At 68.8% G+C, this 26,048-nt stretch carries 28 protein-coding genes; 4 read left to right on the forward strand and 24 right to left on the reverse strand.

What is annotated here, in order from left to right; translation table 11 throughout:
• Positions 1-66: 66 nt before the first annotated feature.
• From QMK24_RS31385 to QMK24_RS31470, 18 genes are all read right to left on the reverse strand, one after another.
• Positions 67-933 carry a ParA family protein gene (locus QMK24_RS31385; RefSeq protein WP_283470235.1) on the reverse strand — a complete coding sequence of 289 codons (867 nt, stop codon included), beginning with the start codon at positions 931-933 and terminating at the stop codon, positions 67-69.
• A gap of 15 nt (positions 934-948) precedes the next feature.
• Complete coding sequence (locus QMK24_RS31390; RefSeq protein WP_283470236.1) at positions 949-2,151, reverse strand: ParB/RepB/Spo0J family partition protein; 1,203 nt, start codon at positions 2,149-2,151, stop codon at positions 949-951.
• 176 nt (positions 2,152-2,327) lie between these two features.
• On the reverse strand, positions 2,328-2,966 hold the full coding sequence (locus QMK24_RS31395; RefSeq protein WP_283470237.1) for a hypothetical protein: 639 nt from the start codon (positions 2,964-2,966) through the stop codon (positions 2,328-2,330).
• 142 nt (positions 2,967-3,108) lie between these two features.
• Positions 3,109-3,453 (reverse strand): hypothetical protein, encoded by a 345-nt coding sequence (locus tag QMK24_RS31400; RefSeq protein ID WP_283470238.1) that lies wholly within the window; start codon positions 3,451-3,453, stop codon positions 3,109-3,111.
• A 17-nt stretch (positions 3,454-3,470) separates the two neighbouring features.
• Positions 3,471-4,202, reverse strand: coding sequence for an NERD domain-containing protein (locus QMK24_RS31405; protein WP_283470239.1), 732 nt, complete (start codon positions 4,200-4,202; stop codon positions 3,471-3,473).
• Complete coding sequence (locus QMK24_RS31410) at positions 4,199-4,480, reverse strand: hypothetical protein (protein WP_283470240.1); 282 nt, start codon at positions 4,478-4,480, stop codon at positions 4,199-4,201. Before QMK24_RS31410 ends, QMK24_RS31405 begins: the two co-directional genes overlap by 4 nt.
• 57 nt (positions 4,481-4,537) lie before the next feature.
• Positions 4,538-4,903, reverse strand: coding sequence for a hypothetical protein (locus QMK24_RS31415; protein ID WP_283470241.1), 366 nt, complete (start codon positions 4,901-4,903; stop codon positions 4,538-4,540).
• A gap of 94 nt (positions 4,904-4,997) precedes the next feature.
• The gene (locus QMK24_RS31420) at positions 4,998-5,309 is read right to left on the reverse strand and encodes a hypothetical protein (protein ID WP_283470242.1); all 312 of its coding nucleotides are present in this window, start codon (positions 5,307-5,309) and stop codon (positions 4,998-5,000) included.
• Positions 5,306-5,890, reverse strand: coding sequence for a hypothetical protein (locus tag QMK24_RS31425; RefSeq protein ID WP_283470243.1), 585 nt, complete (start codon positions 5,888-5,890; stop codon positions 5,306-5,308). Before QMK24_RS31425 ends, QMK24_RS31420 begins: the two co-directional genes overlap by 4 nt.
• A 108-nt stretch (positions 5,891-5,998) precedes the next feature.
• Entirely contained in the window at positions 5,999-6,406 is a 408-nt protein-coding gene (locus tag QMK24_RS31430; protein WP_283470245.1) for a hypothetical protein, read from the reverse strand.
• A 4-nt stretch (positions 6,407-6,410) separates the two neighbouring features.
• On the reverse strand, positions 6,411-6,665 hold the full coding sequence (locus QMK24_RS31435) for a hypothetical protein (RefSeq protein WP_283470246.1): 255 nt from the start codon (positions 6,663-6,665) through the stop codon (positions 6,411-6,413).
• Between the two features lie 336 nt (positions 6,666-7,001).
• Complete coding sequence (locus tag QMK24_RS31440) at positions 7,002-8,207, reverse strand: hypothetical protein (protein WP_283470247.1); 1,206 nt, start codon at positions 8,205-8,207, stop codon at positions 7,002-7,004.
• A 212-nt stretch (positions 8,208-8,419) separates the two neighbouring features.
• Positions 8,420-9,484, reverse strand: coding sequence for a C40 family peptidase (locus QMK24_RS31445; protein WP_283470248.1), 1,065 nt, complete (start codon positions 9,482-9,484; stop codon positions 8,420-8,422).
• Positions 9,484-10,026: a hypothetical protein gene (locus QMK24_RS31450; protein WP_283470249.1), complete on the reverse strand. Its 543-nt coding sequence runs from the start codon at positions 10,024-10,026 to the stop codon at positions 9,484-9,486. The genes QMK24_RS31445 and QMK24_RS31450 overlap by 1 nt, the downstream gene beginning before the upstream one ends.
• A complete protein-coding gene (locus tag QMK24_RS31455; protein WP_283470250.1) occupies positions 10,019-12,349 on the reverse strand; it encodes a hypothetical protein in 2,331 nt (776 codons plus the stop codon). The genes QMK24_RS31450 and QMK24_RS31455 overlap by 8 nt, the downstream gene beginning before the upstream one ends.
• Positions 12,346-15,039 (reverse strand): ATP-binding protein, encoded by a 2,694-nt coding sequence (locus tag QMK24_RS31460; protein WP_283470251.1) that lies wholly within the window; start codon positions 15,037-15,039, stop codon positions 12,346-12,348. Before QMK24_RS31460 ends, QMK24_RS31455 begins: the two co-directional genes overlap by 4 nt.
• 55 nt (positions 15,040-15,094) lie before the next feature.
• Positions 15,095-15,454 carry a hypothetical protein gene (locus QMK24_RS31465; protein WP_283470252.1) on the reverse strand — a complete coding sequence of 120 codons (360 nt, stop codon included), beginning with the start codon at positions 15,452-15,454 and terminating at the stop codon, positions 15,095-15,097.
• Positions 15,455-15,472: 18 nt separating this feature from the next.
• On the reverse strand, positions 15,473-15,841 hold the full coding sequence (locus tag QMK24_RS31470; protein ID WP_283470253.1) for a hypothetical protein: 369 nt from the start codon (positions 15,839-15,841) through the stop codon (positions 15,473-15,475).
• Positions 15,842-16,060: 219 nt separating this feature from the next.
• Here QMK24_RS31470 and QMK24_RS31475 point away from each other — a divergent pair, with 219 nt between their 5' ends.
• From QMK24_RS31475 to QMK24_RS31485, 3 genes are all read left to right on the forward strand, one after another.
• Positions 16,061-16,852, forward strand: a complete 792-nt coding sequence (locus QMK24_RS31475) for a ParA family protein (protein WP_283470254.1) — start codon at positions 16,061-16,063, stop codon at positions 16,850-16,852.
• A 421-nt stretch (positions 16,853-17,273) separates the two neighbouring features.
• Positions 17,274-17,693, forward strand: coding sequence for a ParB family protein (locus QMK24_RS31480; protein WP_283470255.1), 420 nt, complete (start codon positions 17,274-17,276; stop codon positions 17,691-17,693).
• 158 nt (positions 17,694-17,851) lie between these two features.
• Positions 17,852-19,843 (forward strand): FtsK/SpoIIIE domain-containing protein, encoded by a 1,992-nt coding sequence (locus tag QMK24_RS31485; protein ID WP_283470256.1) that lies wholly within the window; start codon positions 17,852-17,854, stop codon positions 19,841-19,843.
• Between the two features lie 120 nt (positions 19,844-19,963).
• On the opposite strand, the gene QMK24_RS31490 is transcribed toward QMK24_RS31485, so the two are convergent.
• The 6 genes from QMK24_RS31490 to QMK24_RS31515 all read right to left on the reverse strand — a co-directional run bounded on the left by QMK24_RS31490 (position 19,964) and on the right by QMK24_RS31515 (position 25,089).
• Positions 19,964-20,692 carry a hypothetical protein gene (locus QMK24_RS31490; protein WP_283470257.1) on the reverse strand — a complete coding sequence of 243 codons (729 nt, stop codon included), beginning with the start codon at positions 20,690-20,692 and terminating at the stop codon, positions 19,964-19,966.
• Between the two features lie 25 nt (positions 20,693-20,717).
• The gene (locus QMK24_RS31495) at positions 20,718-20,900 is read right to left on the reverse strand and encodes a hypothetical protein (RefSeq protein ID WP_283470258.1); all 183 of its coding nucleotides are present in this window, start codon (positions 20,898-20,900) and stop codon (positions 20,718-20,720) included.
• Positions 20,897-21,673, reverse strand: a complete 777-nt coding sequence (locus QMK24_RS31500) for a hypothetical protein (protein WP_283470259.1) — start codon at positions 21,671-21,673, stop codon at positions 20,897-20,899. The genes QMK24_RS31495 and QMK24_RS31500 overlap by 4 nt, the downstream gene beginning before the upstream one ends.
• Before the next feature lie 394 nt (positions 21,674-22,067).
• Positions 22,068-22,793, reverse strand: a complete 726-nt coding sequence (locus QMK24_RS31505) for a bifunctional DNA primase/polymerase (RefSeq protein ID WP_283470260.1) — start codon at positions 22,791-22,793, stop codon at positions 22,068-22,070.
• A complete protein-coding gene (locus QMK24_RS31510; protein ID WP_283470261.1) occupies positions 22,790-23,536 on the reverse strand; it encodes a hypothetical protein in 747 nt (248 codons plus the stop codon). The genes QMK24_RS31505 and QMK24_RS31510 overlap by 4 nt, the downstream gene beginning before the upstream one ends.
• A 272-nt stretch (positions 23,537-23,808) precedes the next feature.
• Positions 23,809-25,089: a DUF2637 domain-containing protein gene (locus tag QMK24_RS31515; protein WP_283470262.1), complete on the reverse strand. Its 1,281-nt coding sequence runs from the start codon at positions 25,087-25,089 to the stop codon at positions 23,809-23,811.
• Between the two features lie 360 nt (positions 25,090-25,449).
• Here QMK24_RS31515 and QMK24_RS31520 point away from each other — a divergent pair, with 360 nt between their 5' ends.
• Positions 25,450-25,887 (forward strand): hypothetical protein, encoded by a 438-nt coding sequence (locus QMK24_RS31520; RefSeq protein WP_283470263.1) that lies wholly within the window; start codon positions 25,450-25,452, stop codon positions 25,885-25,887.
• Positions 25,888-26,048: the final 161 nt, after the last annotated feature.

The following is a 26,048-nucleotide window of genomic DNA, read 5'->3' on the forward strand; positions in this document are numbered from 1 at the left end:
CCCCCGTTCCCCGATCGCTGAGCGTAGCGACCGCTGGGGCGGAGGGACGTCTTTACGGCGTAAAGGTCAGCGGTACAGCTTCATCTGGCGGCCGATCTTGACGTACGCCTCCGCAGCATCGGATTTGGGGCTGTAGAGGGTGACGGGCTGGCCTGCGGTGTAGGCCTCGGCCACCTTCACATCGTCGCGTACCGTCGCGCTGAGGACCACATCGGCGTAGGCCTCGCGTACCTGCTGCTCGATGTCCCAGTAGACCTTCCCTTGGCTCTTGGAGCTGACGCCCTCGCCGATGACCACCCAGTCGACGCCGTCGCGCATTCCGGTGTGGCCGTAGGACTCATGGATTTCGGTGATCTTGCTTTCCAGCTCCGTCAGGCCGCGGGCTTCCTTCTCCTGGCTCTTCGTGCAGCCGACGATCTCATTTGCGGTGATGAGCGCGCCGGTGGTGGCCAGCTTCATATCGCCGGGGCAGTCGATCAGGACCAGGTCGAACCGGCCGCGCAGGGACCCCATGAGGCGATGGAGCCACAGCTCTCGGGCGGTCATGCCGGCGAGCATGAACTCCAACTTGTCGAGGCCGCGCGCCTCCAAGATGACCCAGAGGTTTGGAATGGGCTTCTCGGTCTTGCTGTCGAGAGCGGGCACGACGGCCTCGTCCAGCGAGCACACGTCATTGAGGACATCGAGGATCGTGGGCAACTCCTCCTCGGCGTCCGGGTCGTCGTAGCCGAGCAGCCGCGAGACGTCACGCTGTTTGTCCAGACCGAGGATGCATACCTTCTTCTTACGCGCTGCGGCGGCGTATCCCACGGCAGCGCTGAAGGTCGTTTTCCCCGAGCCGGCGGATCCGTTGACCACGGCGAGCACGCGGGTGGGGCGGCCGGTGTCCTCGGGCAGGGGATGCTGGGCGATGTGGTCGGCGTGCTGGGTCACTGGGTCTCCGGATCTTTACGCCGTAAAGGCGGGCTGCTCGGGCTGGTAGTCGGTGTGGCCTTCGAGCCAGTCCAGGTACGTCCGGGTCTGAGGGCTTTCCGCGTCGGGCCTGGCGGTGGTCTGCAGTTCAAGGTGGGCCAGGGCGAGCGCCAGCGCGGCTCGCTGCTGCCGCTCGTTGTCCTCGGGTGACAACAGCGCCGACAGGTCCAGCGCGGAGGCGCCGACGGCGGCCTGGACGAGCCAGCGGGAAGCCAGTTCGAGGGCGTCCTCAACAGGTGCGGGCGCTTGCAGAGCAGCCAGGTACAGGGCAGAGGTGTCAGCGGTCACGGTGGCCACGGCCAGGGCGCAGGCGTCGCGCCGGGCCGTTCCGGCGCTCGGGTCGCTGTGCGGGCCGGCCTGGGGTGGAATGACGGCGCCGCCTGCTTCGCTGTCGGGTGCCTCGCTTGTCCTTTGGGAAGGCGGCCGATCCGCGGTGCTGGCCTTCTTGGCGGCCTTGGTCTTCTTCGGCTCCGCCGCTCGCGCGGCAGCCGCGTCCTGTTCCGCCTGCCAGGCCGCGAGCTGCTGTTCGCGGCCCTTGATCTTGCCGAGGTCGCGAGCTACTTCAATGGTCATGCCGTTGGCGCCCTCGGACAGTGCTGTCCGTACTTCCGGCTCTAGATTGTGCAGGCGCCGCCGCAAAGAGACCCATGCGGCGCTCTTGCCCAACTGGACCGCCACGGCGTCGTAGGTGCCGAGGACTTCTTTGAGTTCCTCGATCGTCGCGAGTTCCTCCAGCGGTTTGAGGGCTTCTCGCTGCAGGTTCTCAACTGCCGAGGCCACCACGATGCCCTTACGATCGGTGGCCGTTGTGTTGACCAGGATGGGCAGCTTCTCGATGCCGGCCAGCCGCGCGGCGGCCAGGCGACGGTTACCGCCGATGACCACCCAAGGGCCGCCAGCTACGTCGTCCTGGTGCTCGGGGAAGGCATCCGCGTAGGTCGCCGACGGCACGACGACGACCGGCTGCAGGACGCCGACGGTGGCGTAGGTCGCGGCGAGGCCGTCCAGGTCGTCCAGCATCTCGCGGGGGTTACGCGGGTTGTGCACCAGCTCGGTGAGCAGCGCCTCAGTAGGCGGGGCGTCGGTTTCCCCAACCGCTGCGCGGCGCTTGCGTTCGGCTTCCGCTGCCTTCTCCGCGCGCCGTTCTGCGACGGACTTGGTGTTCTGGGCGCCGGGCATGCCGCTCCTGAGGTCGAGCCAATAGCTACGTCTGGGCGGGAGCCTAACGGGCGAAAGCCTCCCGATTTCGACCCGCCCCGTTCTTTACGCCGTAAAGAACGGGGCGGGCCTAGCCGGCTGCCATGTCGCCGCAGGCGGTGCAGACGTTCCAAATCGCCCTCGCTTGCGGCTGGTCGCTACTCCGTCCAGCACAGGTACAGCCCGCAGGGGACGACGTCCGGGGGGTGGCCGGTGATCTGCCACCGGTAGAAATCGTGCGCACTGGTCAGGTTGACGAGGATGTCGCCCTGGTCGTCCTCGTAGGGCTCGGTGACGGCGCGCAGGTCCCAGGCCCAGCCCAGGGGGGTGGTCTGGATGATGCGGCGGCCGTGCAGGTGTGGGACGGTGCGGGCGGGCACCGGGGTGCGGGCACCGGGGGAATCTGGGCCCGGGGCGAGGCGCCGCAGCAGGGCCTGCGGGTCGCCGGCCGGGCCGGGCACCTGGGCGCGGTCGTCTGGTTCCAGACGATGCTCGATCCACAAATGATCCAGGCGGACGGGGCGGGCCTGGGTGACGCTGCCGGGGCTGATCTGAGTGCGCCAGTAGTCGGCCTCCGTCACGACGTCGACCCAAGCGCTGCCGTCGGGGTCGCGCCGGACCGAGCCGAGGACGCGCAGATCGGCCAGCAGGCCGTGCCCCGGGGTGACCGCGATCGCCGGTTTGCCGTGCAGGTCGGGCGGCATCTGGGCCGCGGGCATGGGCACGGCCGGAGGCGGCACGGCGCGATACCACTCGCCATGTTCGACCTCCAGCGCCGGCAACTGCTCGTCACTCATAGCCGCAGTATCGCGTGTGCGGGGCCGCGGGAGGAGAGGCAGGCTCCCGTCGGGTGCAGGTTCGATTGCCGGGGCCGGCGGGCGTCAGAACGCGGAAGGTCGCAAGCAACTGCTTGCGACCTTCCGCGTTCTGCAGGTGGGTCTATTCGCCTGGGGGAGCAGCCGGGGCGCAGGCCAGGCGGACGGCGGTGGGGCGGTAGTCCTCGACTGCGATAGCGGCCAAGTGGTGCTGGTGCCCGTAGTGCTCGGTCAGCTCATCGAGGGCGGCGGCGCTGGATCGGTCGTCCTGCTCCTCGTAGGCGTCCGCGAGGCGGCCGGCCAGCTCACTCAGCGAGTAGAGCTGGACCAGGCGGGCGTTGAGCCAGTGCCAGTGCTCGCGGGGGTCGCTGGACGGTTCACTGTCGAGCAGGGCGAGGCTGGCTGCGACGAAATGCAGATCGGCCTTGATCCGGTCGGGATGATCGGTGTCAGGCGATTCGCTGGGCATGGCGTTCTTTCCGGGGGTCAGTTGGTGGTGTGGCGGGGGAGTGCGGCCTCCGCACGCTCAGCGAGAGCTTGGGCGGCCTGCGGGTCGCGCTGGTGAGGGATGGAGCGCAGCTGGCGGCGCAGTCGCCGCGCGTCGAGGACGATCACGCCATCGAGGGAGAGCCGGCCGCCGCGGACGGCCGCGCCGTGCACGGCGATGACGGGGGAGACGGGCACGCCCAGGGCTTTGGCGGCCTGATGCGCCTCCCACTGGACGCTGGCCAACTGAGCTGTTCGGTTTGCCTCGCCGTAGTACAGGATGCCGTTGCGCACCGCGACGTGGGAGCGGGCGTGCCACGCCTTGGTGGCGATATAGACCGCTCCGCGTCCGTCAGGTAGCAGGGCGAGATGATGGCCGGGGATGGCACGGTCATGCAGGACGGTCCAGCCGCGTGGGGTCAGTGAGTGCAGCAGGCGCGCGGTGCGGCGCTCTCCGTCGGCACCGTGCCGCCACCGGCGCACCTCTTCTCCGGTGCGGTAGATCCGTGCGGCGACGCTGGCGGGCACGGCGAGGCCGGCCAGCAGGGCGGTACTGCTGCCGTTGGCGGGCAGGACGCGGCTGGCGAGAACCAGGACGCCGAAGCCCACCAGGGCGGAGGGGATGAGCCACAGAACGGCCTGCCGGTGATGCTGGCGGATCTCGGTACGGCGCAGTTGGGAGGCGTAGCGCCGCGCGGAGCTCCCGGCGTGGTGCTGGCGGTGCGTCCTCATCGCGAGGCCTTCTCTCGGCTGGGTGCGGTCGGCTGCGTGGTGGGCATGAGTGCGGACGGGCCGTAGAGGCGGACCAGGAGGCCAGCGGTGCTGCTGCGCACGGCGGCGTCGTCGGGGTGGTCGCCGTAGGCGTAGCCCACGGTCGCGATGGCGTGGTCGATGCCGAACCGGCCCAGCTCGTCGGCGATGGCCGCGCGGATGGCGGCGAGGCTGGGCGGGCCGGTGAACGGCAGAGGGCTGGCGGCGAGAGCGGTTGCGAGGTCGATGTCGCTGTACACGGTGTCCTCCGGGGGAGCAGGCAGGGCCGGGCGGCCTGGGGCCGCCCGGCCCCGGGGTCACTGGGAGTCGGAGTCGTCGGAGTCGTCGGGAATGGTGTCGAGCACCGCCTCGTACAGCGCGGGCAGCGCCCCTTGCAGGTCGCACGACGCGTTGTAGAGCAGCGTCATCGTGGTCTCCGCGACGGGACTGGCTACGGCGCTGTCGACCACAGCGAGCACGGTGCGGGTGGCGTCGAGCAGCTGCTGAACGCCCGCCAACAGCTGCTCTTGGCGCTGGCGCGGGGTGCTGGCCTGCGGGGTGGGGAACGTCTGCGGGCGCAGGGTGGCGTCTTGCAGGGCCATCAGGTGCAGGGCCAGCGCACTGGGGTCGCTGGTGGTGAACGGGGTCGGCGCCTGGGGGCGCCGCAGGGGAACGCGGATCACGTTGTTGCCTTTCGGCGGGGTGTCAGGGAGTGCCGGGGCGCGGGCGGATGTGCGGGCTCGGGCCCCGGCGGAGAGATGCGCTGGAGGAGCTGCCTCAGCTAGGCGAGGGGATCCACAGTTCGACGGGGTGTCCGCCGTGGGCCGTGCGCACCTTGAGGTAGCGGCGCCCTGCCTCGCAGTAGCTGGCGACCTTGCCGCCCAGCACGCGGTATGCCTGGCCCACCACGGCGGCCGGCGGCTGCCCGGTGGCCAGCTCACCGCGGATGGTGCCGGTGCGGACGATCTCCCACCGGACCACCGGGGGCAGCTCGTCCCCCCGGGTACGCAGGAAATCGCTCAGCGCCAGCGCGGCGGAGACGTGATTCGCGCGCAGGAACTCTTGCTGCACGCTCTCCAGGGCGCTCACCGGGCGCCCAACGCTGCGGCGGGGACGGTGAACCGGTCCCGCAGCAGCTGCTCGACCGCGAGCGCGTAGGAGTGCCAGGCGGCAGCGGACGGCGCCCAGGACCGGCCGCCGAACGGGTCGGCGTCCAGCACCGTCGTCATCTGCAGATCCCGGGCGGCGGCGTAACTTGCGTCGAGGGACGGGTCAGACGGGGCATCGGGCATCACGATGCGCGACACCGTCGCCTGGCGCGGCGTCAGCCCCTGCTCGATGCCTTGCAGGGCGGCGGAGACGCCGTACGCGTAGGCATAGGCGGCCTCGTGCCAGACGCGTGCCAGGGTCGTCTCCAGCGCGCTGTGGGCGACCGTCAGGGCCTCGATCGTGGCGGCGTACGGCCGGTGCTCGCAGCCGCGCCGCAGCACGGTCGCGGTGTAGATGCTGGGCTCCGTCGCGGCAGCCGCCGTGTCGGCCTCGTCGCGCAGCATCCGGGCGGCTGCGCGGGCGCCCCCGTGGGCGTTGCGGGCGCGCTCCGCGCTGACCTTGAGACCGGCGAAGCTGCCGGCGAGGTCGTGGAACCAGTCGGGCATGTCAGTGGTGTGCATGGTGGGGTTCTCCCTGGTGTTGGGCAGGGTGTGAGGTCAGGTGGTGCGGGTCCGGCGGGGTCGCCCGTTGGTGGCGGGCGCGGTGTTCCCGGTGCCGAACTGGTAGCGCTAGGTGGTGCTGGTCATGCTGGATACCAGTGCGGCGGAGACACCCAGCAGGGCGCCGGCATCGCGGGTGGAGACTCCGGCCTTCACCAGCCGGGCCGCCAACGGTGCAGCGGCTTTGCGGGCTTGGGCCGCGAGTTCGTCGGCGCGGGTTCGAAGGGTGCGGGCCTCCTCGATGTGCTGGTCGAATGCGGGATCTCCGGTGCTGGCGACCATCACCAGCACCAGGGCCTCGGCATCGGTGCCGAGGCCCTGGTGCTCGGCGATGGCCTTTCGCACGCGTCGCTGGAGTTGAGAGAGCGAGCGGTGCGGCGCGATGCGCACCTCGGGCAGCTCATCCACACGTGCCTGCCACATGCCGCCTGAGGTCAGGACAGCAGCGGCGTGGTAGCTGCTCGGGGTGTCAGTCATGAGGTCAGTTAGCCCTTTCGAGGACCACGCCGACCGCCTGCGCGAGGTCGAGCCAGTCCGAGTCTCCGACGCTAGTGTCTGCGCCCGTGGCGTGCTCCAGCTTCGCGGCGAGCGGTACCAACTGCTCGGTAGCGCGGGCCTGCAGGGCGACGTCGTCGGGGTAGCAGCTGAGTTCCACAAGGATCTCGGCGCCGCTGGACAGTTCGGCCTGGCTGATGGTGTGCCTGGCGGGTACGGCGTGGTGGGTGGTCGTGGACAATGGAGCCCTCCGTAACTGGAGGCGGGGCGCGGCGAACGTGGGTAGCGGGAGCCGCGCTCCGCGTTTTTCGTGCCGGGCGGGTGCTTGCCCCGACCCCTCCATAGTGTTCAGTAGCTGAACACTTGTCAATAACCCGCGCGAGTGTCGCGGGTTATTGACCGCTGCCCCGGGCGGTCCCTGCGGGGTCAACCGCCCACGCGTCGCGCACAGTCGAGCCGGCCTGAGCTGCTGGGTACGTCAATGCCCGGTCGGGTACGTCTGCGAGATGACGTACCCGACCGGGCATTGACGCACTGGCGTTGCGAAGGGTGGCCACGGCGTGGGTGCTGACGTGCGTCAAGCCGGGCTTTCGTCTGGGGCCGGCTGGTGGTCCCACAGGTGCACGGTGCGTCCGGTGCGCAGCGGTTTGTCGTCCGGTCCTTTGACATATCCCGGGATGAGCCGGTCTTCGTGACGGCAGTCCCCGCTCGAGTGTTTGCCGGGATTCATGCAGTGGTCCCGCCGGTGGGGGCGCACGGGCCAGCGGCAGGACCAGGACGGCTCACGCCGGCCGGTGCTGGCCGCGGCGTCGGCGTCGACGGCCTGGCGGGGCGGTTGGTGCGCGGTGTGCACGCGGACCACCTTGACAGCACCGGGGCCCGTGATGCCTTGACGTGCGTCCCTTTTGGCGCCTGCGCGGGCCCGGGGGATCTCCTCGGTCTCCGTCCAGCGGGTGCGGCCGTCGGAGGCCATGAGTTGCCACGCGGTGTAGACGACGTGGGCCCAGGTGTCGGTGGTATCGGGCTGGGCGGGTTGGAATCGGAGGTTTTCGGCGAGGACGTTCTCGTTGTCCCATCCGAGCGTCGGACCGTGCGCCTCGCGGTGGTTGTCCACCATTCCGGCGGTCATCGCGGTGCCGTCGTGCAGGGTGCCGATCGCCGTGTCCGTGGGCAGGCCGGAGAACAGGCCGCGCGGGCTGTAGAACGTCACCCAGATCCCCGGGTAGTGCCGGGGCAGGGTCCGGCGGACGCCTCCGCTGCGCCAGGTCCATTCAATGGTTCCGCCGTCCAAGAGCACTGCGTCCGGGCTCCATTGGGACCACGACACGGCGACGATCGGCGTGGTGACCTTCGCATCCACCCCCGGCCGGGCGGCGAAGGTGCCGGCCAGTGCCGCGCCGATGTCCTCGACGTAGCCGCCGATCGGCTCCGCGAACACCATGAGGCCGGCTTCCGTCGGCGGGCGCGACAAGCTCACCGGCTCGACCGGTGGTGTCTGTGCGGCGGCCAGGGCGAGCGCGGTCATGTCCGCAGTGGCGTAGAACAACTCTGCACCGGCGAGGCGGTGCCGCTCGGACTCCACCAGCACGGCCGCGCCCACCGATTCCGGCGACGCCGCCATGCCAGGCACACGCGGCGTGATCGTGCTCCGGCCGGCACGTAGCGCCTCGGCCATGGCCAGTTTGGCGGGGTCGCAGTCGTAGTAGTCCAGCAGCTCCGCGCGGATGTCCGGCAGCTCCCGGGGGTCCGGCGGGTCCCAACGGATGGGAGGGGGCGAAGGCATGGGCGGGCTTCCTGTCGGAGGACGATGGCGACGGCCGCCCCTGCTACGGCGGGAGCGGCCCATGGTGGTGCTGGCACCGTAGCGTCGGAGCGGATCCGCGGCTGGTGGTTCAGCAACAGATCAGGCAAGGGCGTGACGTTCGATCGCCGTGCCGATGAACGGACGTGAGCGCGGCGGCCCGGTGAGGCTGGGCCGCCGCGCTGCGGTGCGCATCAGGCGGTGGAGTGCAGCGCCGACGTGGGGAGCCGACCGTATTTGTAGTCCCCGCCGGTGCTCGCATAGGGCCGCACGCGCACGTCCAGGCCGGTGCGCGGCGCCTCAACGAGGGTGCCGGCCTTCACCACGATCATCACGTGGCCGGGGCCGGGGCCCTGCTCGCCCCACCCGGTGAAGATGAGGTCGCCGGGCTGCTCCTTCCCTGCCGGGATGGGGGTGGCGATGTTGTACATCTCCTGCGAGACGCGGACGCTGACGTCGAATCCGGCCTTGTGCCAGCTGTAGACGATGAGTCCGGAGCAGTCGAAGGAGTCGGGGCCGGTCGCGCCCCACACGTAGGGCTTGCCGACCTGGGCCAGGGCGGTCTGCAGCATGACACCGGTCGGCCCCGCCGGCATGTCGGTGACGGGGGTGCACCCGCTGGTGTCGACGGGGGCTGCTGAGGGAGCTCCGGTTGCGGTCACCGGGCTTGTCGGGGTGCCTGCGGTGCTCGGGGCGAGCTTGGCGACGATGTCGACGGCGTGCTGCTCGTGCTGCGCGTAGGCGTCGGGGAATCCCGAGTGCTGCACGGCCTGGGCGGCAGCGGTGATGCTCATCTGCTGCCACCCTGCGACCGCTTGCAGGTGCCGGTAGAACGAGCGGCTGCTGTAGGCGGGATCCATGATCTGTGCGGGGGTTCCCCAGCCCTGCGAGGGGCGTTGCTGGAACAGACCCAGGCTGTCTCGGTCGCCGTGGTTGAGGTTCTGCAAGGTGGATTCCTGCAGCGCGGTGGCGATGGCGACGACTTGGCCACGGGTGGGGATGCCCATTTGCTGGCCGCTGGAAATGATGATCTGGGCGTTGCGGATCTGGTTGCCGTCGAGCTGCAGGGCGTTGTCGCTGGCGCCGGGAAGCAGGGGGCAGGTGACGCTGGCCAGACCGGTGCTGACCCGGGGCACGCTGAGCATGCCCCCGGTCAACACCATGGCCACCACCATGCCCGAACCCATCAGGCCCACAACTCCGGTGGCCGCTATTTTCCTGATCAAGGGGGCCGCGAGTGCGGCGGCGGGGGCGGCCATCACTCCACCGCTTGCGCGCCGGGCCGGATGTTGTCGACCCGCCAGTGCAGGTTGTCGCCGCTGACCAGCGAGACCGACACCACGCCCTTATCGGTGGTCACCGCGGCCTGGGTTCGGTAGCTCGTGCCGGTCATGGTGACCCGCGCCGTCAGGGCCTTGGTCGGCCCGATGTTGCGCGGGTCACCGGTGGCGATCTTCTGGGCGAAGTCGCCGGTGGTGTAGGGGCGCATGGCGTCCACCCAGGCCGCATGCGTGGCCGGGTGCGAGGCCCACGCGCTCACGAAGGAGCGCGCGGTGTCCATGGCTGCGGCCAGGTCCGATGCGGTGGGTACGGGCGGGGTGCTGGTGGCGCCTGCGGCCGGCTGGGTGCTGGCGGCGGGGGCCGCCGACGGGGCGGTGTGCCCCGTCGGCTGGTGGGAGGAGGAGCCGTTGCAGGTGTTGAGGGCGATCAGGAGCACGGCCAGGCCGGCGACGACGGCCAGCAGCCGGCGCGGGCTGTAGAAGGGCCAGCGCCACGCGCGGCGAAAGAAGTCCTCAGGCACCGGTGTCTCCATTCTCGGGCGTGCTGGCACCGTCCTGGCCGGCGTTGGTGACGCTGTAGCCGTCGGACGGGCTGTAGATCACGAACACGTCGTCACCGCTGCTGTCCCGGGACGACTCGACCACACGCGGGGCGCTGGCCGGTTGCGGACTGTCCCCAGAGGAGTGGGAAGCGGCGGACGACAGGGCGGCCCTCTCCGGCGCCCCGTTGACCGAACCGGCCGGGGACGGCGCGACGCGTTCGACGGTGATCCCGTGGTCCTCCGCCGGTGAGGTGCCCTGCGGCCGGGAAGGGCGCGGCGGGGGCGTGCCACCGTTGCGCGAACCCGTGCCGCCGACGGACGTCCGGGCTGCCGGTACGTTCTGCGCGGGTCCCTGATGGGGCGAGGACGCCGGCCGGGGAGGCGCTGCGGGCGGGTTCGGGACCTGGTCGCCGGAGTCGTGGGCGGCTTCCGGGACCGGCGGCTGCCACCAGTCGTCGCGGTCCGCACCGGCAGTCGGTCCGTCGCCGGGTGCCTCGCGCCGTTCCCACCAGGGGGTGTCGCTGCTTTCGTCGTCGCGGTTGTGCTGGTTCCAGTCGTACCCCGCGCCCCAGTTGTCCTCGTCGGCGGTGCGTCCGGGGGGCTGGTAGCCCTCCTCCAGTGCCCCGGAGTCTGCCCCTTCTCCGCCGGGCCAGATCGTCGTGGTCTCGGTCTCAGGGGCGCCTCCGGCGTCCTGGGTGCCGCCGTTTCCGCGGTTGCCGCCGCCCAGGTAGCGCTTCATGTGATGGGCGTTGAGCCGACCCTTGGCGTAGCCCAGGCCGGCCCCGATGATCGCTGCTTTGGTCTTGGTCAGGCCACCGGTGCCGTTCTGCAGGAAGTTCGCGTTCGGGTTCATCATCGAGTGCATCTTGCGCAGGGGCCGGGCCATGCCCCACAGGATGATGGTGAGGATGTAGAGGATGAACACCGCGAACCAGTTCGGGATGTGGGAGTCGGGCTTGAGGAGCACCCGGACGAACACCACGTCCAGGGCGCCGGCCAGAACGAACAACGGGGCATTGAGCAACGCCGCCGCGACGGATTTGCCCAGGGTCTTCACCAGTCCGGAACTGCGCTGGAAGATGGCGAGCGGGGCAATGGCGGGCAGGAAGACCACCAGCATGCGCAGGATCAGGAGGCTGGTGAGCACCACTGCGGAGGCCGCGATCCCGAAGACGTTCGCGGGCAGCGCACCGAGGCCGGCGAGCCCGGCTTCCCCCAGGCGTCCGCTGGAGTGGCCGGTCACGTACCCGTACGCGACCGGGTCCTCGTCATGAATCTTGGAAGCGAGCGACTTCCAGGCGTTGGCCTTGCTCTTGATCACTACGTTGCGTTGGTCGCTGGGAAGCTTGGACTCTGCCCAGGTCAGGGCTTGGGCGTCGAACATGGCCATGCCGTATTTCTTGGCCACGGCGGAATCCGAGCTGCCGAACTCACCGCGCAGCCAGGCCTGGTAGAGCGTCGAGCCGACCAGGAGGTTTCCTTGGCTGACGGCCGGATCGGAACCCTTGGTGCTGTCGCCTGCCACGGACTGCTGGATCTGCCCGACCGTTGAGGTGACGGCGGTGTCAGCCATCCGGCCGGCCTCGGTGGGGTAGCTGAAGGCAAACGTCGTCACCGTCATGACCAGCAGCGCCCAGGCCACGGCCTGCATGATCGACGGGAGGTTCTTCTTCCTGGCCTGGAAGACCAGCAGGCTGCCGAGGAGCGCCAGGGACACCGCGATCCAGGGGTTGTAGATCGCCTCACGCACCTGGTGGGTGGCTTCGGCGAACGCCGGGTTCAGGCTGTTGAGGTACCCCGAGTCCGTCGCCTGCTTACCCAACTCGACGGTGAGACCGGTCCACCACTTGTCGATGTCGAACAGGATGTTCGCGAGGTTCGTTTCCCCCCACGCGCCCGCGTCCCCGATGCACCCGGTGTCGTAGTTATGCCAGGTCAAACCCCCAAAGCCGTAGCTCTCATACAGGTGAAAGGGCGCCTTGGGGTCGGCCGGGTCGATCGGGGTCGGGATCGTCTTGGGCTCGCTGGCGAAATACCCGAAGATGCCCTCATTGGGGCGCTGCGGGGTGGGCGGTGTCTTGCAGTCGGTGATGTCGCCGACGCCGGAGTCAGGGCCGCCGTTCTCGCACGCGTCCTTGGCCGGACCGTGGATGCCGTCGCACGGCCCGGCATAAGCGGGCGTGCTGGCGGGGCCCAGGACGACGGCGCCCAACAGGGACACCAGCACGCCCAGGTAGACCGTCCAGCGCCGGGCGCTGAGGTACCGGCGCCAGCCTCGCTGAGGAACAGTCGATCGCTTCATCGGGTGCCCCCCTTGAGCAGGTCGAGCACGCCATCGTCGGTGTACGGGTTGTGGCCGTTGTGCTCCTGGCGCGCACGCGGGTTGGCAGTGGAGTCGAGGGCGGTTTTGAGGCTGGGGCGGTGGTCCAGGGTCACTGTGATCCGCTCGATTCCGCCGTCGCCGTCGGAGAAGATGAACTCACGGTTGCCCCGGCGTTCCTTGTTGCCCCGGGCGCGCGGTGACAGGCCCGCCAGGACCTTCTCGTACCCGTTGCCGGGCTCAATGTTGACGAGCTTGAGCGCGGCGCGCTGCGCGTCGTCGCCGACGGTGCGCCCGATGAACACCGAGTCAATCCAGTTGGCGATGTCCGCCGTCAAAATGTCGCCACCGTCCTGGGTGGCGTACAGCGCCCGCACGTTGTGCTTACGGGAGTCGCGGCCGGTCTTGCGCAGCAAGGTGCGCCCGGAGGAGACGCGCAGCATCTCGTGGCACTCGTCCAGCCACAGTCCCTTGCGGTCGCCCATGGGCCTGTCGTAGATGCTGCGCTGCGCGTACCAGCCGGCCAGGTAGAGCAGCGGCATGGAGTACTGCTCCTCCAGGCTCCACTCATTGGGGTTCGTGCCCTCGGTCGGAAGCGTCAGGCCGCGCAAGGACATCACGACCAGGCGCAAATGCTCGGTCTTGTAGCGGTCGTCGCCGCCGTCCACCCCGGGGAAGATCAACTGCCCCTGGGGGAGTTCGGCGGCCTCCTCCAGGAGCTGCGCCAGGTGCTGGCCGTGCTCGCTCATCTCCGCGCCGTCGAGCTTGCGCAGGGCGGCGAGGATGTCACGGGGGGAGGCGTTGACCGTGGCGTCGACCCGGGAGGCGGCCAGCATCAGGGCCCGCTGCGTGGCCTCGGAGTTGGTGATCTGGGCGCGCAGCAGACCTGACATCACGTCGACCGCGAGGGCTTTGCGCTGTGCGCGGGCGTTGGTCACCGCCCGGTGGTAGGCCGATTCCGCGGCTTTGACCGGGTCGTCCTCGTTGATGTAGTCGGCGTGCTGCGGCTGGTAGTGCTCCGGCAGCGGGTCGGGGATGATCCGGAACGGATTCAGCGTTCCGGGCTCCGCGTTGATGAGATTGATCGCCTTGGAGTACGGCTTGAGCTCCGGCAGGTCGCACATGCGGGTCACGGGCCCGGACGGGTCCAGAACGACCCACGGTGCGCCCATGCGCAGCGTGTTGTAGACGATGGATCCGCAGAGCACGGTTTTGCCGCCGCCTAGGGTGCTCACGACCGGGGTTAGGCCGGAGCCCTCGCGCACTTCCTGGTTGTGCCACGGGTGCCACATCACCGCACGCCGTGTGATGCCGCTGGTGAAACCGAGGTTCGGGCCGACGCGGTCGCCGACCTCGGCGGACGCGGCGGGCAGCGCGCCGGCCATCGTGGTGACCGGCATCCTGCGCTTGTGTGCGTCGGTGGACAGCGGCTCTTCCGGGATGAACTCCCGCGCGAGCTTGTACTGGTCGGCGGGCCGCACGACGGTGATCGCGCCCTTGTAGAGCTTCTGCAGGGCGTCGACGCGGTCGCGGACTTCTTCGGCGTCGCGGCCTGCGACCGCGACGCGCACCCAGGCCTGTACGCGGGTCGCGCCGCCGGCGAAGTTGGAGCGGTTGTCGTCCTCGATGGCCACGCCGATATCGCGCTGGCGGACCAGGCTCAGCGGGAGGTCGACGTCGTGCTCGCGGTGGTGCTTCTCCTGGGCGCGGATCCGGGAGAGCTGGTCAAGGATCTCCTTGCCGACCTCGTCGCCCGCGCGGACGTCGAACGTGACGCTGACCTCGCAGGGGAAGCCGAGGCGGTCCAGGCGCTGCAGCCATGGGCCGTAGCCGCTTTCCGGGATCGGCGGGAGCTCCATCTGTCCGAAGGAGCAGACTGACACGCACCGTTCGACCTCGCGGCCGGCCCGCAGGCCGCGGACCTCGATGTGCGGGGTGTACGGCTCGGGGGAGGACCAGGAGATGCCGTCGGTCCACTCCGCGACGTCCTGCTCGTGCCACACCCCGGACGGGCGCGGCAGCGCCACCGGGGCGGGCAGTCCCAGACCCAGCGAGCGGGCCAGGAGCCAGTCCATCTCTGCGGGGGTGGCCGGGGCCGCCTCCATGCCGGGCGCGTCCATCGTCCGGTCGAGTTCGGCGATGTCCTGGCGCAGCGCGGCCAGCGCGCGGGTGAGGGCGCTGCCGCCCAGTTTGCTGGCGGTACGGCCCAGGCCGGAGACGCGGCCGATGCGCACGCCGTAGTAGACCGTTTTCAAGTCCAGCGGCAGGCGCGCGACCTTGCGCTGTTCTTCTTCGAGGTAGCGGTCCCATCCCGCGATCGGGGCGATGGCCTCGCCATGCAGCGACTGCGCCCACTGGGCGATCGGGTAGGGGCGGTGGGTGATGCGCAGGTGCACGCGCCGCCCGGACAGTTCCGACAGGCGCAGCGCGTGGTCCGTCAGCACCCGGTTGCGGTCGTCATCCGTGCGAAAGCTCCAGCGCTGCGGGGCGCAGACGTACCAGGCGGTGACGTGGCCGGTGCGCGCCACGGTCAGGTTCCCGATGACGTGGGTGAGGTTCAGGCCGCTGCGGTAGGCGGCGTCGGGCTCCGCGCGGGTGGTGGTCAGCAGCCGGGCGAGCGGGCCGCGCCGCTGCGGTGAGCCGGCGGAAGTCTCTTTGGCGTTGCGTTTCACAGGGGTTCCCTCGTCTGTTGGGCAGTGCGGTCAGCACGTGGTGCGTGTGCCGGGGTCAGAAGGTGTGGCGCCGTACCTCGGTGAGGGTGGGCCGGGTGGTGGTGGCATCCGGCCGGCGCGGGGTGCGGGGGGCACTGATCTCATGGATCAGCGTGGTGACGGCTGACTTGACGGTGCGGTCGTGGTCGATGTGCGACATGGCCTTGGTGGTGAGCCAGACGACGATCAACAGGCCGTAGACGGCGGGCCAGAAGCCGATGAGTCCGGTCCAGATCTCCAGCGCGAGGACCAGGGCGTACAGGCCGCCGCCGATGCCGTAGGCGCGGTAGCGGACCCGGAAGGGCAGGGTCTGGCGGGCGGGGCCGAGGAAAACGTCGTCGACCCGGTACAGCTCATCGTCGGTGGTCATCCGCATGAGCGGCGTCCTTTCTGATCAGGAGGGGGTGACGCCGAACAGCGACACGGCCCAGGTGCCGACCTGCTGCGCGGTGGTGCCGAAGGACAGGGCGAAAACCATGACGGCCACGATCACGCCGGCGACGATCTGGACGGTCGCGGAGTGGTCCTTCTTGCGGGCGTTGAACAGCAGGACGACGCCGACCAGGGCGATGCCCAGGGGCAAGGCGTTGGCACCGAGCCAGGTGGTGATGCCGCCGGTGGTAGGGGCGACGGCCGCGGTGACCACCAGGCCGCCGCCCAAGGCAGGCAGACGGTGGGGGGAGGTTGCGGCGTGCAGCTGGTGGCGCGCGATGTGCTGGCGCAGGACGCTGCGGAGGGTCTGTACGCGGGTTCGGAGGTGCATCGTCGGGGGTCCTTCCTGAGGGTGGGTCATGTGACGTCCAGTTACATGTGACTAGCTGGACATGGTTGGTTACAGGTTACGCCGAACGGACGTGCTGCAACAGGGAATTGCGGTTTGTTTTGAAGCATTGCCGCAGGCCGGAAGGGCAGCCCTACCATGTCCCATGTAACTACCAACGCGGGGACAACATGATCGGCAACGGGGAGATCGGCGGATGGAATGTGGATCGGCGTGGGCAGATCAACGGGCGGTGTCGGAGGCACCACCGCGGCGCTGGAGCTGGCGTACGCGGCGTCCCGGCGCAGGAAGGGCCGGCGCCTGCGTCGGGTGGCGTTCATCGACCTCAACCCGTCTGCCGAAGCCACGGCCTGCCTGGAGCCGTGGGAGCGACGCGGCGGCATCAAGGACGTCCTAGCGGCCGATGACCCGGTGCCGCTGCGCGACGTCCTGGTGCCCACCGCGTGGCAGCGCGTCTACCTCGCCCCCGCCGAACGCACGTTGACCAACCGCGCCGCCGACCTGCTGCCGGCCACCATCGACGTCCTGCGCCGGGCCCGTCTGAGCGGCGACGTGGCCGACCTGGTCGATGACGTCATTCTCGATCTGCCGTCCGGCAGCGGGAAATTGACGACGGCCGGAATGCTCGGTGCCGAACATCTCCTTATTGCGACCCGCGCGTCACTGTGGGCGGCCCAAGGAGCAGAGGAGACCCGTTACGCCGCTACCCGTATCCAGAAGGCGGGAAATCCAGAACTGCGGATTGATGGCTATGTTGTCTCTCAATATGAGGAAACGTCAGAAGCCCGCAGAGTTTTAGAATTGATGCAATCCAGGTATGGGATTCTGGCAGTCAATAAGATTCCCAGAAATGTGCTTGTGCGCGAATCTATTGAGAGCTATCACACGCCATGCCGCCTCTTCGGAAGCGATGAACTAATTTCCATCGCCGACGGCTACCAGGACATATACGACCGGCTGCTGAAGAAGGGCGGACCACTCGATGGCGAGTGACAGTAATTCCCGTGGAAGCGGGTCCTCCGGTCGCGGGAAAAGAGTCCGCCGGCAGCCTGCCGGGATAATCGAGCGGGCCGAACCGGACCCGGTCGACGTCGCTTTGGGGAGCGCTGCGTCATCCGGCGGCGACACGCGCCACGACACCGACAGCGCTCCGGCGACGCCGCAGCGACGCCGCGGCGACACGTCAGCCGACGACGCGGCGCCTTCCGATGACGCCGACAACGACACGACGCCGAAGCGTCCGGCGACATCGGGGCGACATGACGCCGGATCGCGTCACGACATCGCATCCGGCGACACGACGCCTCACGGCGACATGGCGACACGGCGACACCGAACGCAGCGACACCGCGACGCCCCGGATGTCGCCGACATCCCCCCGGACGACACGACCCACGCAGAAGGAGAAGGCGACATGACGCCGACAACATCAGCGCCCCCGGCGCCGGCCCCGACACGCAAACCGTCCGCCGCCAAGTCGCCGGGCCGCCGCAAGCCCGCCCTCGCGCTCCCGCTGGAGCCAGCCGAGCAGGAGCCGGTGAAGTCCCACAGCTTCTCCCTGCCCGACTCCCTGATGGCCCGGCTGCGCGCAGCGGTGTGGCACACCCAGACCAAGGAGGACGGATACGAGAACGCCAGCCAGCTCGTGCGCGAGGTCCTGGCCGATGAGATCGAGCGCCTGGAGGCGAAGTACAACCGCGGCCGACCCTTCCCCAGCGTGGGGAGACTGCGCACCGGTCCGAGCCCCGAGGGCGCTGTACGGGGCGCCCAGATCCGGGCTGCCAACCGCCGTGCAGCCAAGGAGGCAGGCGGCTCAAGCGGCGACAGAACGTAGCCAGGCGAACGAAAAATCCCGCCCTCGAAGGGGCGGGGAGTGGATGGAAGCTAAGCCCTTAGCTACTCGTTCCTGCGTTGCAGAGCCTTAGCTTAGCATCCGCTGTCAAGCCCAGAGAGAAGGGGCGCGCCCCTTCCCCAGGTCACAGGAGGTGAACCATGGCACCACCCAGTCCCACCCCCGACACCGCGGATCGCTCGCCCGTCGTGGCGGCACTGATGTACGGCATCGGCCTGGCCTTGATCGGCTACGCCGCAAGCAGCCTGCTCCACCAACCCCAGATCCTTCCCCCCGCTCTGGGCGCGGCGGTCGCGCTGGTGGTCATCGCCGCGATCGTCGGCACATGGCACCAGCGCCGCAGCCGGCCGATACGCGATCTCACCGCCGCCCTGGCCCTGGTGCTGCGTCCGGACTCGACGCAAGGCATGGTCCAAGGCAGCCGCCGGAAGAAGGGCATCCCCACCCGGCTCAAGATCAAGTACCCGCCGGGCTTTGACGAGAAGGACGCCAAGGCGCGCGCCAAGGTCCGCGAGATCATCGCCACCCGGCTCGGCGGCACGGTCGAGGCGACATGGCAGCCGACCAAACGCGTCATCGTCTGCCGTATCGAGCTGACGCCCGGGGCGACGGACATCGTAGACAGCGACACGCCGCCCGTGGCTACGACGACAGACGACACCCAGGAGCAGACGCGTCTGCGCGGACGGGCGTCAGGCGTCATCCAGTCGATCATGGGAACGACGGCGACAGTCGAGCGAGTGTCGTTCGACGGCGACACGCCCAACCGCATCGACGTCAGCTACACGACCACGACACGCGATCTCTCCCACAACTTCCGCAGCCGTGTCGTCCTGCAGCTCGACACGAAGATGCCCGGCCAGTGGCGCGACATCTGGGATCACGAGAACGACAGGGTTCATTTTGAATTGCGCCCGCCCTTTCCGGAGAACGTGCGCTATCCAGTGGACCGTAAGCCCGAGGGATTCGAGCTTCCGTATGCGGTGACAGAGACCAACCAAATCGAGGCATGGAAACTCGGAAGCAAGAATCCGCACTGCCTGGTAGTCGGCCCGACGGGAAGCGGCAAGACGGTATTTATCCGCAACCTTGTCGCGGGAGCACGCGCCCTGAATGTTCCGGTCGTCCTGTGCGACCCCAAAATGACCGAGTACCTGGATTTCGAAGGCATGCCCGGCGTCACTCTTGTCACCGACATCGAGGACATCGCGTCGGCCATCACCCGGGCGAACTACGAGATGATGGATCGCTACGAGCAAATCAAGAACCGTACGGCACGAAAGGGCTCGTTCGGGAAGGTGTTGATTATTCTCGATGAGTTCTTCATCTTCAAGGAGGCTATTCACGAGGTCTGGCAGCAGATGAAGGCGGAGAACAAGGAGCTAAAGGGCCGGGAGCATCCGTGCCTCAGCCATTGGAAGCGCATGGTGGTCCTGGCCCGGACCGCAGAGATGCACCTCGTAGTGGGCATCCAGCGCCCGGACAGCGAGTTCTTGACCGGCCTGGCCCGCGACTCGTTCCGCAAGCGCGTCAGTCTCGACCGGGCCACGCCCGAGGCCGCGAAGATGATGTGGGGCGACTATCGGACCGGCACCGACTTGCCCAGCATCCAAGGCCGGGCGATGACCAACACCGACGCCGGAACGGAGCAGGTCCAGGTTCTGCGCCTGCTCACCCCAAGCGATGAAGACGCCTACGACGCAGCCGACGCCGATGTATGGGAGCGGCTGGTCGAGAAGTTCGCCCAGCCGGCGAACCGTGCTGGCGGCGACCCGCTGGCGTTCCTGGGGAACATCGGCTCTCGCACGGCAAGGGAGCTGCGGTTCGACAGCAGCAAGGCGCTACCGCCCGCAGTCGACCTTGGGAAGGCTGAAGAGCCCAGCGAGGCGGTCGAGACCGCCAGCGTTATCGGTGAGGAGGAGTTGGAGGAGGTTGGGGTCTACGAGCTGGAGGCCGGCGACGAAATCACCCTTGAAGACGACACCCCCGTGACCATCACTGACCTGCACTACGGCGAGGAGGACGACCGCGAGTGGGTCGAGATCACGTACAGCAGTGAGGACGGAGACACCGGCAGCATCGACCTGGACGTCGATGACGTGGTCACCCGTCGACCCAGGTCCGCTAGCTGAACAGGCGCAGGCACAGCGCCCCCATTGGACCCGAGTCCTGCAGGGGTACCGGGGCAGACAGAGCGAGTCCGCAACCGGCTTCCGTGGTTGCGGACTCGCTCCGTCTGCCCCGGGGCGGGCTCAGGCGCGCGCTCGCAGGTGGCGGATCGTCGCGCACGGCCCGGTGGTCGCGCAGTGGGACTCCGAAGTCGTCACCGGGTTGTTCAGGTTGTGGATGTCGTTGGCCACTGCCGTGATGACCTCCGCGATGCGGGAATCGATGGGCTGGCACTGCTCGGCGTGGCGGCGGATGTGTACACGAGCGTTGCGGGCGATCCAGCGCCGATCCTGCGGCCCGCGGTTGGGGAATCCGACGTGGTTGTCGCTCTTGGCCGAGGGATGGCAGCGCTCGCAGTGGTAGCCCACCATTAACGTCGCCACTCCGTCGGGGTCTGTCTCGATGTACTCGTACACAGTGACCTTGCCGCCCAGCGGATGGTCGAACTCGGTGATGATCCCTTGGCCGCCCGGGTTCCAGGTGTTGGTCGGGATGTAGTCGTCCCAGGCCTTCTCCTGCGGCCAGAACGCGTACACCACGCCCTGGGAGACATCGAGCACGGCGCTGCCGTCGGTGATGGCGTGGTACGCCTCGATCTGGTGGACGGGTCCGATGTAGGTGAGGGAGTGCTCCTCGCTCTCCAGGAACGCCAGCCCGTACCCGTCGGGTCGGCGGTGTTCGGGACGGATGAAGTCCTCCCGCGCCTGGAACGTCGGGTCGTCCGGGGTGAGGACGCTGACGATCGAGACCCGGTACGCGTCGGCGCGGGTCACGTAGGTGGGGTTGTCCTCGCTGACGGTGTGTGCGGTCATGGCGGTGTCCTTGCTGCCGTGGGGATCAGGCTCTGTCGTCGGGGTCCACCAGGAGCGTCATCCCGGCGGGCAGTTCAGGCCGGGGTTCGCCGGCCTCCTTGGCTTCCTTCCGGCGCTGCAGATAGTCCCGGAAGGCGTCGACCGCAGCGGCGTCGCCGGGCGTCAGTCGGGTGCGCCGGTCGTTCCCGCAGCGGCCGGCACCCGTCACGTGAGGGCGCCGGCCTGCCGCATGACACCGAGGGTTTCGGCCGCGAGGTGGCGCCGGCGTTCGTGGGTCTGGTCGAGGTCCTGGAGCAGCTGCTCCGCAACGGCCCCGGGGTCGAGCGTCAGGGGTTCGATGGGCGGGTGCCCCTCGGCCAGGATCCGCTGTTCGTAGACCGTGATCTCATCACCTACGAAGCCGCCGACGTTGACGGCCGCGGTGGCGCTCTCGACCCAGGCCGCGATGGAGCGCCGGGCATCGTCTACGGCGACCGTGTACGCGTGGTGGGCGGCCAGCCAGTTGGCCGCGCTGCTCAGGGCCTCCCAGCGGGTCTCGACCAGGTGCAGGGCGCGGTCACGGTCGCGGCGTGCGTGCAGTTCGGTGGCGAGCAGAGGGCGCAGTTTGTTGTAGCGGTGAACCGTCATGAAGAGCGGGAAAGTACGGGCGACCTCAGCCCTGATGACGTCATCCGCCGCGTCGGCGGGGTGGTTCTGCTTGAACTGCTCGATGAGGTCCTGGACTTGCTCCAGGTTGCTGCCGTCCATGCCGTCGATGACTACGGGTGCGCTCATGTCGGTCTTCTCCTTGGGTCGCTGGTCAGGGTCGATGTCGCGGGATCGCAGATCGCTGTAGACGGTGGGCCGTGTCACGCGGGCGGCCTCGGCGAGTGCGGAGATGTTGTTCTCCCCTTCGTCCCACGCAGCGGCGATCAGGTCGGCCCGGCGGCCGGGTGTGGACCAGGCCCGCAGTGCGGCTAGGGCGTTGTCTCGTCTCGTCATGCTTCGACGTTACTGTAAAACGAATTTACATGGCAAGAAATTTTACACATGTGGCCTGCTTCTTCTGTGGTGGCTGAATTCGCATGCAGCGTGAGCAGCGCGCCCTGACCACACGTCACCCGTACGAGGCCTCGCCTGTGTTGATCGCGCGCATTACCGTGCTGGTACCGCCTGGGGGCGGCGGCCCGTCCTTCCATTCGGTGAGGACGGGCCGCACCCAGGGGGCCCGTGCTCGCGCAGTCCCTGCGCACCCAGCAGCCGCACGTCGACGCAGGCCACCCTCTGGTGTGTTGTCTTGGCGGCTGCTGACAGCCCGAAGGCCCGCACCAATCGGCGCAGGCCTTCGGGCTGTCAGCAGCCGACCTGTTCGAGGTCGGCTGCGGGAAGTGCGGGTCTATTCCGGCCGGTGCAGTAGGGCGGCGATCCAGTCGGGCAGCGGCGCCACGGGCACGTCGCGGACGATGGCGTACGCCCGCCCGCCGACGACTGAGCCGGGCCCGACGAGGTAGCCGCCGCTGCGGCGGCCGGGGCCACGGACGTCGATCCCTGACCCGAGCGCGGTACGCCCGCCGGAGGTGCTGCCGATGGTGCAGTCGGCCAGCACCCGGAAGTAGAGGTGCCGGCCTCCGGAAGGGGTGGCCACGGCGAAAGTCGTGGGGACCGCCTCTCCGAGCCGGTCGGCCAGGGCGGCTAGGACGCCGGGCCCATCGTCGTCGCCGTGGACGTCCAGGTCCAGGGCGACGACCTGGGAGGCCCGGCAGCCGATGCCGACCCCGCGCCCGGCGAGCAGTTCGGGCAGCAGGGTCTCGTCCAGGGTGGCTTGGCGTTGCCACCCGCGTTCGGGGACTCGGCCGCCGATCGGCAGGGGGAAGACGGCCAGGCCCCGCCGGAGCGCGGTCCGCGCGGCGGCGAGGACCTGCGGGCACTCTGCGGACCAGTGCCAGAGCTGCACCGGGTTGCGGCGGTGCTCTGGGCAGTCGTCGCGCTCGCTGCCGTCGGCGACGGCTCCGCAGTCGACCTTGGGGCAGGTGCACGCACGGAAGGCGCTGCCTCCGTAGGGTCTTCCGTGCCGTACGGATCCGCTCGCGGTGATGACGGCCTGGACGTCGCGAATGCTCACGCGACCTCATCCTCCTCGTCGTCATAACAGCAGCATTCGCCGTACGGGTCGTTGCCGCTGCCGGCGCCGCACTCCCGACAGCCGTAGGAGTCGTGCTCGTCGTCGTTGGCGTATTCGGCGTGGCGCCAGCCGGTGCAGTCGTGGGAGCAGCCGCAACCGTCGCATTCGGGGCAGGCCATGCCGCCGGTCCAGCCGCAGGTGCGGCAGAGCAATGGGGAGCCGGCTTGCCGCACTCCCGCGTACGCGTCCGGATCCTGGTCGTCATCGGCATCGGCCTGGGTGTCGCCCCAGGGCAGGTCCGGCTGCTCGATCTCGGATTCCTCGATGTCCCCGCAGACGGCGCACTCGTGGACGTCGAACCAGGTGGTGATGACGTCGCGGGCGGCGAGTCGGTCGACGTGGACCTGGAGGCCGGCGCAGTGCTGCGGATCGTCTGTGGGCAGGATGTCGCAGGGTTTGCCGTGGTCGCAGCCGCCGGAGCAGCGGCACGGCGCGTGCGCAGGGCTGCTGCGCCAGAGGGATTCGGCGCGGGCTTTCTGGGCGGGGGTGGCGTGGGCGGGCAGCGCGCGGACGCCCAGTTCCTCGGCGGTGATGCCGTCGGCGGCCTCGGCCGCGGTGGGCTGCAGGACGTAGACGAGGGTGCCGGCCTGTTCGCGAACGCTCGCCAGGGCTTGGGTGTAGCCCATGCCTTCGGCTGCCTGGAGTTCGCGGGCGCGCTGCTGGAGCGTGCTGCGCTTGGTCATGGTGTCTCCTGACCCGGCAAGGGGTTCCCACGCAACCCGCCGGTAAGGAGCGGGACAGGGCAATGCACGCGGTGATCACGGATCCCGGAGGACCTTCTACCGTCGGTGCCTGGCTGCGTGGGCGCTCAAGCGGCGGTATGGGCGTACGGCGTTGCCCTGGAAATCAACGCTACCGGAGAGGGCCGACAGCAGGATGCAGTCTGACTGCGCGCGTCATGAGGATGGCCCGGCGCCAACCGCTGCGCCGGGCCATTCCCTCACCGCTAATGGGGTCAGTTCGTGCTCGTTGGGGTGGCGTCCTCGGGGAGAAGGCCGTTCTCCTGCATGGTGCGGATGTGGCGCTGGACGGTGCGCACGCCCACGGTGTGGTGTTTGGCGATCTGCGGACCGCTGATGCGCTCGCCAAGCTTGATGGCGTCGTAGACCAGCTGCACGGTGCGCTGGTAGGTCTCGTCGGCGCTGGCCTGGGCGGCGCGCTCGTCCTCGCGCTCTTCCCGCCGCTCCCGCTCGTCGCGGGTCTCGATCACCGGCTCCTGCCGCTGGCCAGACTCCGAGCGCTGGGCACCGATCCAGGCCGCAGCGTCGTGGCCGTCCTCAACGTCGGCCAGCGAGTCAACCGTCTGCGGGGTGTCGCCTTCGGGGAGGGTTGCGGCAGTGGAGCCCGTAGGCAGGGCCGTCTGGACGTCCGGCAGCTCCAGTTCAGGCACTGGGGCAGGGCGCTCCAGTTCGGCCGCCAGGGCCGCGTAGGGGCTCTTGGGCTGCGGTTCGCCGTTCGCGGCAGTCCTCGCGAATCGTCGTTCCCCTTCTGCGAGCACCGTCACCCGCATCTGGAGGCGTACGTGGCGCGGGGCGTCGCGCCACTTGCCGTACTTCTCTGTGATCCTCGCCCGCTCGATCAGCAGCGCATGGCGTACCCACATGGCGTGATCGGGCGTGGCGATGGTGCTGTGCAGCGCCATCAGGCGCCACCGGGCGAAGGAGTTGAAGAAGTCGAGGCCCCATTCGATGCTGCGCAGACGCGGAAGCGGCGGTGGGATGAGACCCATGTCGACCAGGGCCTTCCGTCGCGCGGAATGCACCATCCACTCGAAGCAAATGATGAACATGGCGACGGGCACCACGTGAGTGAGCTGTCCTGCAATGTCGGTGGCCTTGGAGTGCGCGTTGGTCACCAAGGTTGCGATGGCACCCAGGCCGACCAGGATCCGCAGGAAGAGGGCGCGCTGCCCCTGCCGTGCCTCGCGCAGCACGCGCAGGGACAGGATGATGATCCCGCCCTCGAAGGACAGGGGCACGATGTGGCTCATGCCCTCGCTGAATGCCCCCTTATCGACAGCGATCTGACGGATTGTGCTGTACGAGGCAGTGAACCCGAGCGCGATCAGGGCGTAGGTGCCGGCAGCGGTGACGATGTCGATGCCAAGGTCCAGAAGCTCGCCCGCGCTGCGGTTCGTGTTCGCCTGCTGGCGACGTGCTCGCAGGAGGCTCCATCGGTCCGTGCCCTGAGGGGGCGTGGGTTCGTGCTCGGGCGCTGTGGTGGTCGCCTCGTCCATGACTGTCCTCCTCCGTGACGGGGACTCAAGATCCCGCGCCATCAAGCCGGTTCAGGGTACCGCTGTGTTCCACAAGTCGCATGTAACTTAACGACCTAGCAAGAGAACAGTATATGAGTTGAGTCATGCGGTCAAGCTCCAACACACATAAACCTTGATCCTGCGGCATCTAATTTCTAGATTCGGGAAACTGCATGCGTGCTGGGCGTATATCATGACGTCACGGGAGACAAGATGAGGCGACGCAGGGACGGGCAGTGTAAAACGCTGGGTCATCCGTGAGGGAGACCCAGCCGTTCCGCCAGATCTCGGTTATGTTCGTTGGGCGGATAGCAATTCAAGAGACAAGGGAGAATCATCGTGAGCGCTGGACACGCGGAGAGGCCGGCGGCCCCACTGCTGGACGCGGGGGAAGTCCTGGCGGCGGCGCAGCGCTGCACGTGGGCGCTCACCGACCCGGGCCATCTCCTGGCTTTCGATGCGGCACAGGAGATCCTGACCGTGGCACTGAGCGCCGTACGCGAGGAGGAGCGGGACGGGTACGCGCAGCGCCTGATGGCGTTCGCTGCCCAGCACCGCGAGCGCCTGGCGGAGCTGCTGCGGGCGTACGGGCCTGACAGCACGCCTGCCTCGCACGGGCGCTACATGCTTGCGGGTCAGCCGGAGAGTCTGATCATCTACGAGCGGATGGAGAGTGCCCCTATGCTCCTGCGAGGCCGCTGGGAGAGTGCGCTGGAGGCCGTCCTACTGGACGACCTCGAATTCGCTTGGGGGCCGCCAATTCGCCTCGCTTGGTGACCTGAGTGTTTAGTTTCTTCTATTTCGCGAAGCGGAATTGCTCGATGGGTGGAAGTTTTTGCCTTTCAATTCGCAAGGCGAATTGTTGGCTTAGTCGGTTTGCGAGGCGCTTTAGCGCATCGCCTGGTATTGTAATGCTCGCCTTGGCGAGCATTTGAAGC

The organism is Streptomyces sp. PH10-H1 (assembly GCF_030063355.1).
Taxonomy (GTDB): domain Bacteria; phylum Actinomycetota; class Actinomycetes; order Streptomycetales; family Streptomycetaceae; genus Actinacidiphila.

Bases quoted from the DNA above. Each gene is read 5' to 3' on its own strand.
- QMK24_RS31510 (WP_283470261.1), bottom strand. From the start codon at position 23,536: ATGACCAAGCGCAGCACGCTCCAGCAGCGCGCCCGCGAACTCCAGGCA.
- QMK24_RS31440 (WP_283470247.1), bottom strand. From the start codon at position 8,207: ATGCCTTCGCCCCCTCCCATCCGTTGGGACCCGCCGGACCCCCGGGAG.
- QMK24_RS31395 (WP_283470237.1), bottom strand. From the start codon at position 2,966: ATGAGTGACGAGCAGTTGCCGGCGCTGGAGGTCGAACATGGCGAGTGG.
- QMK24_RS31465 (WP_283470252.1), bottom strand. From the start codon at position 15,454: ATGCGGATGACCACCGACGATGAGCTGTACCGGGTCGACGACGTTTTC.
- QMK24_RS31430 (WP_283470245.1), bottom strand. From the start codon at position 6,406: ATGACTGACACCCCGAGCAGCTACCACGCCGCTGCTGTCCTGACCTCA.
- QMK24_RS31500 (WP_283470259.1), bottom strand. From the start codon at position 21,673: ATGACGAGACGAGACAACGCCCTAGCCGCACTGCGGGCCTGGTCCACA.
- QMK24_RS31480 (WP_283470255.1), top strand. From the start codon at position 17,274: ATGACGCCGACAACATCAGCGCCCCCGGCGCCGGCCCCGACACGCAAA.
- QMK24_RS31400 (WP_283470238.1), bottom strand. From the start codon at position 3,453: ATGCCCAGCGAATCGCCTGACACCGATCATCCCGACCGGATCAAGGCC.
- QMK24_RS31490 (WP_283470257.1), bottom strand. From the start codon at position 20,692: ATGACCGCACACACCGTCAGCGAGGACAACCCCACCTACGTGACCCGC.
- QMK24_RS31470 (WP_283470253.1), bottom strand. From the start codon at position 15,841: ATGCACCTCCGAACCCGCGTACAGACCCTCCGCAGCGTCCTGCGCCAG.
- QMK24_RS31515 (WP_283470262.1), bottom strand. From the start codon at position 25,089: ATGGACGAGGCGACCACCACAGCGCCCGAGCACGAACCCACGCCCCCT.
- QMK24_RS31475 (WP_283470254.1), top strand. From the start codon at position 16,061: ATGTGGATCGGCGTGGGCAGATCAACGGGCGGTGTCGGAGGCACCACC.
- QMK24_RS31390 (WP_283470236.1), bottom strand. From the start codon at position 2,151: ATGCCCGGCGCCCAGAACACCAAGTCCGTCGCAGAACGGCGCGCGGAG.
- QMK24_RS31445 (WP_283470248.1), bottom strand. From the start codon at position 9,484: ATGGCCGCCCCCGCCGCCGCACTCGCGGCCCCCTTGATCAGGAAAATA.
- QMK24_RS31425 (WP_283470243.1), bottom strand. From the start codon at position 5,890: ATGCACACCACTGACATGCCCGACTGGTTCCACGACCTCGCCGGCAGC.
- QMK24_RS31405 (WP_283470239.1), bottom strand. From the start codon at position 4,202: ATGAGGACGCACCGCCAGCACCACGCCGGGAGCTCCGCGCGGCGCTAC.
- QMK24_RS31485 (WP_283470256.1), top strand. From the start codon at position 17,852: ATGGCACCACCCAGTCCCACCCCCGACACCGCGGATCGCTCGCCCGTC.
- QMK24_RS31455 (WP_283470250.1), bottom strand. From the start codon at position 12,349: ATGAAGCGATCGACTGTTCCTCAGCGAGGCTGGCGCCGGTACCTCAGC.